This window comes from Chamaesiphon sp. VAR_48_metabat_403 (genome assembly GCF_031422475.1).
Lineage (GTDB): Bacteria > Cyanobacteriota > Cyanobacteriia > Cyanobacteriales > Chamaesiphonaceae > Chamaesiphon.
Genome location: NZ_JANPLS010000332.1, coordinates 1 through 8056, shown reverse-complemented (window position 1 = coordinate 8056; position 8056 = coordinate 1). Strand labels below are relative to the sequence as shown.

Below are 8056 nucleotides of genomic sequence, written 5' to 3'. Positions count from 1 at the left end.
AGGGTGTTTGAAAAGTATAGATTGAATCCCCCCAGCCCCCTTAAAAAGGGGGAGCAAGAGTCAAAGTTCCCCTTTTTAAGGGGGATTTAGGAGGATTGACAGCCTGCAATCGTATCAAATAAAACTTTTCAAACAGCCTCTTAGAACTAAATCCCCCAAACCCCCTTAAAAAGCGGATGCGCGAACTGTTCGGGTTCCCCGACAGTGTAGCGCACCAAGCAGCTTGCTCAGATCCGGTCTTAGTCCCCCTTTTTAAGGGGGATTTCTAGGGTTTTCGCTTCTAACTAGAGATGTGTGTACAGGGTAGCTTGAAAAGGGGGGAACCGGATGGAAGTCCCCCTTGAAAAGGGTGATTTAGATCTACCCCGCACTCAGGTTAGTTAACTAACTTAAAAATAATCGATAAGCCGGATTAGTGCGTTCGTCCCAGTAACGATATGGGGTACGATCGAGAAAATCTGCCCAGGCACTCATTTCAATGGGTGGAACTTCGATGCCGATTAAAATCCGTCCGTAATCAGCACCATGATTACGATAGTGAAACAGGCTGATATTTAAATCGGGATTCATACTATTGAGAAATTTCGTTAGTGCGCCAGTACGTTCGGGAAATTCAAACCGATAGAGTAGTTCGTCTTGAGCCACAGGCGAACGTCCGCCGACTAAATGACGCAGGTGTAGTTTTGCCATTTCATCGTCGGTGAGATCGAGCGTATCAAAGCCTTCGGCTGCTAACTTACCGATAATGGTAGTAGTATCAGCGCGATTTTGCACGCGAACGCCGACAAAAATATGCGCTCGATCGGTATTTGCCATCCGATAATTAAATTCTGTCAGATCGTGCGTACCCAAACAGGTACAAAACCGCCGAAAACTCCCCCGCTCTTCGGGGATAGTTACCGCCAAAATCGCTTCCCGACGTTCGCCAACTTCCGCACGCTCGGCGACAAATCGCAACCTGTCAAAGTTCATATTCGCCCCACAAGCCACGGCGACTAGAGTTTTATCCTGAATGCCTTCGCGTTCGATATAAGCCTTCGCACCCGCGATCGCAAGTGCGCCCGCAGGCTCTAAGATCGATCGGGTATCCTCAAATACATCCTTAATTGCCGCACAAATATCATCGGTATCGACCAAAATTACCTCATCGACGTACTGCTGACACAACCGGAAGGTTTCTACCCCAACTTCCTTCACAGCTACCCCATCGGCGAATAATCCCACCCGATCGAGTTTAACCCGTTTGCCCGCAGCTAGCGATCGACTCATCGCATCCGCATCGACTGGTTCCACCCCAATAATTTTCGTCTGTGGATACAGCCGCTTCACATATGCCGCAATCCCCGCAATCAATCCACCCCCACCGATCGCCACGAATATAGCATGGATCGGCTGTTGATGTTGCCGTAAAATTTCCATGCCGATAGTGCCTTGTCCCGCAATCACATCGGGATCGTCAAACGGATGAATGAAAGTCAAGCCTAGCTCTTTACCCAGCTCGTAGGCGTGCCCGTAAGCATCATCGTAAGTATCTCCCCACAAAATGACCTCAGCACCCCTAGCAGCTACCGCATTGACTTTCATTGCTGGAGTAGTCACAGGCATCACAATCGTAGCGGTAGTCCCCAATTGCTTGGCACCTAGCGCGACACCCTGGGCGTGATTCCCCGCCGAAGCGGCAATTACGCCCCGTGCCAATAGTTCCGGCGAGAGTTTTGCCATCTTATTATAGGCTCCTCGCAACTTAAAGGAGAAGACGGGCTGCATGTCCTCCCGTTTGAGCAAAATTTGATTTTTCAGCCGCTCAGAGAGAATGGAGGCGCGATCGAGTGGAGATTCGATCGCGACATCGTAGACAGCAGCAGTTAGGATTTTTTGCAGGTAGTCGGGATCGCTAGACATGGACGGATCGAGTTTGAGTGAGTGAGATCTAGTCTACAATCCTTCCGATCGTTGGCGTTGGCACAGCCTCTCGTTCGCGTTGGCGAAGCCTCTGCCTTAGCAGAAGCGTCTCGGAGAGAAGAGAAGCCTATCCTGCGGATAATCTCATGATGGCATTGCCGATTTGAGGCTCATGTTCTCTCCCCGCTCTCTTGAAAAGTTGCTCTACTTGGGCTTCACCTTCTCCTAACGGAGACGCTACGCGAATGGACGGATTCCTCGTCAAAAAAGGTGAGACAGCGGCGTTTTTATATCTCCTGTCGGAGAGGCTCCGCCAACGGGGGTTCCCCCCGAATAAGAAAACGACAAGACAAGACGGCGCAAAGCCCAAGACCGCACTTTTCGCTCCCCGCTATCTCCCATTCATACTAGGATTAAATTCAAAATTATTAATAATCGGATCGTTTTTATCGGTCATATATCCGAGCAGTTCATTGAGTTCCATCACGCGAATATTCGATTTACTCACTAGATTGGGATATACTTTACTGACGGTCGATCGCAGCGTTGTTTCACTAAAGAAAATCGGTACGATCTCGCGATTATCGCGTCGAAAAGTTAAGTACTGGTCTTGTCCAGATTTAGATTTAATCGTCGCGATAAATACTGGAGAACTATCGATTTGCGTCACTTTTTGACCGCTGCGATTGAGGATGGTTAATGCCGAAGCCGACTGCTGGGCGGTTGGTACGTAGACATACTTGAGTTCTTCGGGTTTATTTTTATTTTCTTGCTGGCGGCGATAGATTTCACCCAAACTGACGGATGTAACTTTCACCAGTTTAACCAAATCTGGCTGTTGGGCTTTGAGATTTTTATCGATGAAAGTCTGTGCGTCTCGATCTGAAAGAAATACGCCCGTAGAAAATTGAGTGGTGGAATTTTGACCGGGAGTATTTAATCTAGTTTCAACTAACGTCCCTTTATCGTCAGTAATCACATAAACAGGAACATTCTGCAATTTGGCAATTACCTGAGCCTCTGGAATTGCCCGTGCGGGAGTATTAATTAATGCGCTACTCAGGATACTAACACCGAACGATCCGATCGCGAATAAACAGCGGCAAGCTAATTTCATAGAGAATACACCTTTTTAACTTATGTTGTAACTATCATCAATGACCCCTAGATTAACAGATTGTGCCTAGATTTAGATCCGATCGATTTTATCCTGGCTTCGATAATCGTCGGATAAATGTGGGAAAATCGATCGCATCGCCGAGTGCATCTTCCCATGCCATCGGCATCGATGGAATCGTGCATACTCGGTATGGCTCACCAAAGCGCGTGTCGAAACCCACCAGCTCGGAGCCACCATTATCCCCAATGCCGATAAACCCTGGCAAGCAGGATTGAATCTCGTAAGCTTGGTTCTGCTCGATCGCGCTGCGTGCTGACCAGATCCTGACATAATTAGGATATCCAGACAATTGCGCTGAGCCACCATCGCTCGATCTCAGCAATTCTAAATACTCAGACGGTAACTCGATGGGACACTAAGACACCAAAGCCTTTATATCTTCCGCCGCCGCTGGAGAATTGCCATCCCACCGATCTTTTCCACTTAACAGAAGTGTCTGTAAATCCATCAGATCCTCCACTTTAGGAAAGCCAAACTAGCACGCCTTCATCCTCAGAAACCGATGCATAAAAAGCTTTAAATTGACAAAATAATTCCAGTAGATATTGAAAAGATTCGTCGCTCTCGTTGCCATTGATTTTGTAGACTCCAGCTCGGCGCATTGCTACCGGATTCCAGTGTGTACCCAGCATATCTGCATCAACTCGATCTAGCTTATCTTGAATTGCGTAGACTTCGATCGGCGATAGATAATGAATCGGATGACCGATCTTTTCACCCCCTAAACTTAGCACTTCGTCACCAAATATTGCTTTCTCTGCCCAGTCTTCCCCTGCTAATTTATCGCCACCATTACGTCGCTGCGGCGAGAGTAAATAATAGAGCATATCCCATTTTCGATGGCATAAATTTCGCTCTTCGATACCAGGATAATCTCGAATTAACTGTCGAGCTTCCTGTGCAAATTCCACTAAAAATCGATATTCAGCCTCATCGCAGAATTCCGCACTGTCTTCTAATTCAGATTGAGACAGCAATGCGTTTTGTGGGAAAAATTCTAGATGACGACAGAATTCATCTACCTGTCGCGATCGTGCTAACAGGACACAATTATCGGGGATGACTTGATAATTTATATCTAATCCCATATCGACACGAATCTCGCATTTTAACTATCAAACAATACCGTAGTCATATAATTTTCTGCCCATTCCGTACCGAAGGCTTTTTCTAATACCCTGCGGGTTTTGTCGTTTTGTTGTTGCTTGGTAGAATAATAATTTTGCGCGGTGACGATTTCGGCGCGCTCGATATTGCTAACCGGGCTGGCTTGGGCGGCTTGTTGACAGTGAATCGTCAGCATGGCAGTAACTCGATCGAAAAACCACTGCTCTTCTTCAGGAGTCGATGGGCGCACGAAAAAGCAAAACTCTGAAAAAATATCTGCCCAAGCGGGTAACTCGCGGGGTTGGCTGAAGGTGTGAGTGGGTAATTGCAGCAGGGGCACTCGATAATTATCTGGCAATACCCGGCGCGCATTGAGCGGCGATAAATCGGCAATCGCCGCGCTGATTTGCCCGCGCCCAGCGACGATATCCGATCCAAACATCGGTAGGGCATATTCAGGATGCGGAAACATCACACAATGAAGGATATCTAAATTCGGACCGACTTGGGCGAGTTCGAGGTGAAGTTTCCGAAATTGGGGCGTTTGATAGCACTTATTTTCGATAACTAGCTTTTCCCCTTCCAACCGCCCTTCGACATATCCCAATTCGGATGGGAGATGATAGGGTGAGAGATCTAGGTACTGTGCCCAGATAGTTTCGATCGCGTTGGCGAGATGTTCGATCAGCCCGTGTTGGCGCGATCGTAGTGATTGGGTGCTAGTTTCCATCATAAATTCAAGAGCCGATCCATGTTGTGTCATCTCCCGATCTGCGGCGGTGGGGATGACACGCATACATCGAGATTGGTACAATTTATTGACAAAGAGATACCATTATACCTAACAAATATTAACAGAATCAGTTAAATAGCTCTGTAAAACTTCATCTTTATTTAGAAGGACTAATTTCGCAGCAACCACTTTTGACTGTTGAGCCGTAAAACTACGCCAGAGACAAGTAAATCGAGGGTAATTTTACGTTCGTCGATCAGGAATGATTCGATCGTACTCGATGTGGTAGCTCCATCGGCACAAGAAATCGCCCGTTGACCCTGGATATTATCATCGAAGAAGTAGACATTAAATTGACGTTTGCCGTCATTCCAACGACCTACCACTTGACTGCACTCTGGGGCGGTTTCAAAGCCCTTAACGGCGATTCTAGACCGCTCTAGCACGACTTGGAGATCGGTAACCCCTTTATCTGTCAGAGCTTGAGTGAGGGCAGGTAAATAATCTTGCCCGATGAAGTCGGCAAAAGGTTTTGCTTCGAGTGCGGGGGGCTTTTCCTTTTTGGGCGCAACGGTTTTTTCTGCCGCTCCAGTGGGCGCGCTAGCATCATCGGTAGCACTAGGCGCGGCGGGTTTAGCTTTTTTCCCAGCGGCTTGAGCTGCGGGAACTACATTTTCGGCGGATTCTTCTACCATATCGATCGATTACGCTGCTATTGAGGGCATCTGCTTTTATGATTTTACCTCAAGCACTGCGTGGGGGATAGGGAGTGGGGGAGTGTGGGAGGATGGGGAAGGGTGGGAGGATCGCTCGACTTGCGTGACGGGGGAATAGCGGTTAATTTAGTGAGTTAGCAACAAAGCTCCAGATGGCTACGGTGATAAATCCGACTGCGAGGGCGAAGCCGAGTAAGCCGATGATTAGTAAAGCGATAAATAATTTATCGGCTTTAGCACTGGGAGTGGGTGCTTGGGCGTGACTTTCCACAATTTGCATATTCCGCAAATTAGCCTTAGAAAACACATCAAAAACATCGCCCAATACGGGTACCGAACCGACGACAGTATCAAGAACTAGATTCGACACCATCCGCATTAATGCTTCGCGCGGTAAACCCATCCGGGCGGCTTCGATAATAATATAGCCAGATAATGCCGCACTGACGGTATCCCCACCGCCTGGAATCAAGCCCAAAATCGGATCTAGACCGATGCGTTGTTTGGTACCAGGAATGACAATCGCCCCATCGAGTAATTGGCTGATTTGCCGCAACCGCTTGAGACGCGGCATGTGGGAACTATGGATGGCATCGATCGCATTGTGAGTGGTGTCGTCCATAACTTAAAGTATCTCGATCGGCTTGATGGTGACGATTCGCAGTTTATCACAGTCCGTCAGTCGCGATCTTCATCCCATGTAGTCCAGCACTATTCCTAACAATCGATCGCCACCATTAGGCAGTTAAAATAAAACTGCCCTAAAACCACTAGCAATAATCGATTAAAGTTGGGTGTTAATACGTTAACCTTTGGCAGTAAATCGCTTGCGATAACGGATCGCCAATATTAGTCCAACGCCAACTATCGGCATCGGCCAAGTATCGGGTTCGGGTACTTGCTGGGCAATTGGACCAGCCTGATTGATATTATTCACTATGCTCAATTCGTTGGCAAAATAAGTTGGCAACTCATCGTAAGGATTGCCATCTGCACCGTCGTCAGTCACAAAGATATAACCAACATTACGACTCACCGCAGTGTTAATTATGCTTTGTAAACTCGATTGCGGAGCTTGTAAAACAAAATTGCCAAAAGTCGATGAAGGAAAACTATTAACGTAATCGCTCGGACGATTGGCAGAATAGTTTGCGGCAACATCTTCATAAGTAATTAGGGTGTTCGCCCCGCCACTGTTACCTTGACGCAAAAAACCGGGCGGTGCATTGCTGCCAGGATTACCAAATACAGTCCAATTTGCATCGATGCCCTTAATCCCATCGTAGATTTGAGTATAAAAATTTGTCACTAAATCTGTCACTTCGTCAGCGTTGAGATCGGGAAAGGGAGTTGTATTTGCCTGAATCCCAAACTCATCCACAAAAATTCCACTGATGATATTGGGATACAATGTCTGATAAGCTTGGGCACAGCCAACAACAGCCGCAACGGTACTTGCCTGACATGACGCTGATGAGTTAATCGATTGCCCCACATATCCCGATGGTACATAACCGATCAGCGTACCGCCAGCATTAGCAAAATCTGTGTAGACTTGTTGATAATAAGCTCGATCTCCAGCGTCACCAGCTCCGGTATTTGGATTGACGATCGCTACAATCGGCACTTGGTTATTTGCTCTTTGCGCTTGTTGAGCGGTAATTAACGTATTCCAATCAGCAGTACCATTAGGAGTAGTAGCGGGTGGCAGATTGGCCGGAGATGGAGCAAAATAGGCTGGGACGACTAACTGTACTGCATGAGCAGGCAACTGCAACAGACCAAATAGCAAAACCAAACTTGATAGTGCGGTGATTTTTTTCATTTTTTTTAAATAAGCTCTAACAATTACAATTTAAGCTGACAACTTCGATATAACTATTTACGAACGAGCGAAATAGATGGTGATGATGAAATATTACTCGTAATTATTTTTTATTATTTAGCTGACAGATAAACATCAATGGTTTAAATAATTTATAACAGCTTTAATTGCAAATGTAGCGCTCGAAGAACTACTCTTAGTTTCCTGTGAATAGTCAGTGAAAGCAACCGTAAAAATACTGAATTAAACTAATAACCAAACTTGCTAATTAAGGCCGATCGCGATCTTTGGCGTTGTGAGTACAATTGAGTATTGTTATTTGGCATGCTATTCGATCGTCACTAGCAACTTGGATTATTAGGAGAATATGAAATTTATCTCGATTCTCTTTCAGAGACACTACGTGAACGATTGCAATCTAAGGTGGAAGAATTAATGAGAGATTTTGCAATCGAGTGCGATATTGCCTATATTTCAGACCCAGAATGATTTTTGGACGATAATGAACTGTAAATACTGCCCTTATCCATTTCAGAACCTATTATTCAAATGCTGAGTCAACTATTCGACGGTGCTAACTTATTCGTCCTGCC

At 46.3% G+C, this 8056-nt stretch carries 8 protein-coding genes; all 8 read right to left on the bottom strand.

The annotated features are described in order from the left end of the window. Positions 1–384: 384 nt before the first annotated feature. Entirely contained in the window at positions 385–1902 is a 1518-nt protein-coding gene (ilvA, locus tag RMO79_RS16090; protein ID WP_310484187.1) for a threonine ammonia-lyase, biosynthetic, read from the bottom strand. Between the two features lie 391 nt (positions 1903–2293). Then, positions 2294–3019, bottom strand: a complete 726-nt coding sequence (locus RMO79_RS16085; protein WP_310484186.1) for a Tic22 family protein — start codon at positions 3017–3019, stop codon at positions 2294–2296. 88 nt (positions 3020–3107) lie between these two features. Further along, positions 3108–3431 (bottom strand): SMI1/KNR4 family protein, encoded by a 324-nt coding sequence (locus tag RMO79_RS16080; protein WP_396136611.1) that lies wholly within the window; start codon positions 3429–3431, stop codon positions 3108–3110. A gap of 112 nt (positions 3432–3543) precedes the next feature. Continuing rightward, on the bottom strand, positions 3544–4170 hold the full coding sequence (locus tag RMO79_RS16075) for a DUF1877 family protein (protein WP_310484184.1): 627 nt from the start codon (positions 4168–4170) through the stop codon (positions 3544–3546). 20 nt (positions 4171–4190) lie between these two features. Next, positions 4191–4922 (bottom strand): phycocyanobilin:ferredoxin oxidoreductase, encoded by a 732-nt coding sequence (locus tag RMO79_RS16070; RefSeq protein WP_396136610.1) that lies wholly within the window; start codon positions 4920–4922, stop codon positions 4191–4193. A 170-nt stretch (positions 4923–5092) separates the two neighbouring features. Next, entirely contained in the window at positions 5093–5617 is a 525-nt protein-coding gene (locus tag RMO79_RS16065) for a DUF2996 domain-containing protein (RefSeq protein ID WP_310484183.1), read from the bottom strand. A 142-nt stretch (positions 5618–5759) separates the two neighbouring features. Next, positions 5760–6260, bottom strand: a complete 501-nt coding sequence (locus RMO79_RS16060; RefSeq protein ID WP_310484182.1) for a DUF4112 domain-containing protein — start codon at positions 6258–6260, stop codon at positions 5760–5762. A gap of 183 nt (positions 6261–6443) precedes the next feature. Continuing rightward, positions 6444–7463, bottom strand: a complete 1020-nt coding sequence (locus RMO79_RS16055) for a spherulation-specific family 4 protein (protein ID WP_310484181.1) — start codon at positions 7461–7463, stop codon at positions 6444–6446. Positions 7464–8056: the final 593 nt, after the last annotated feature.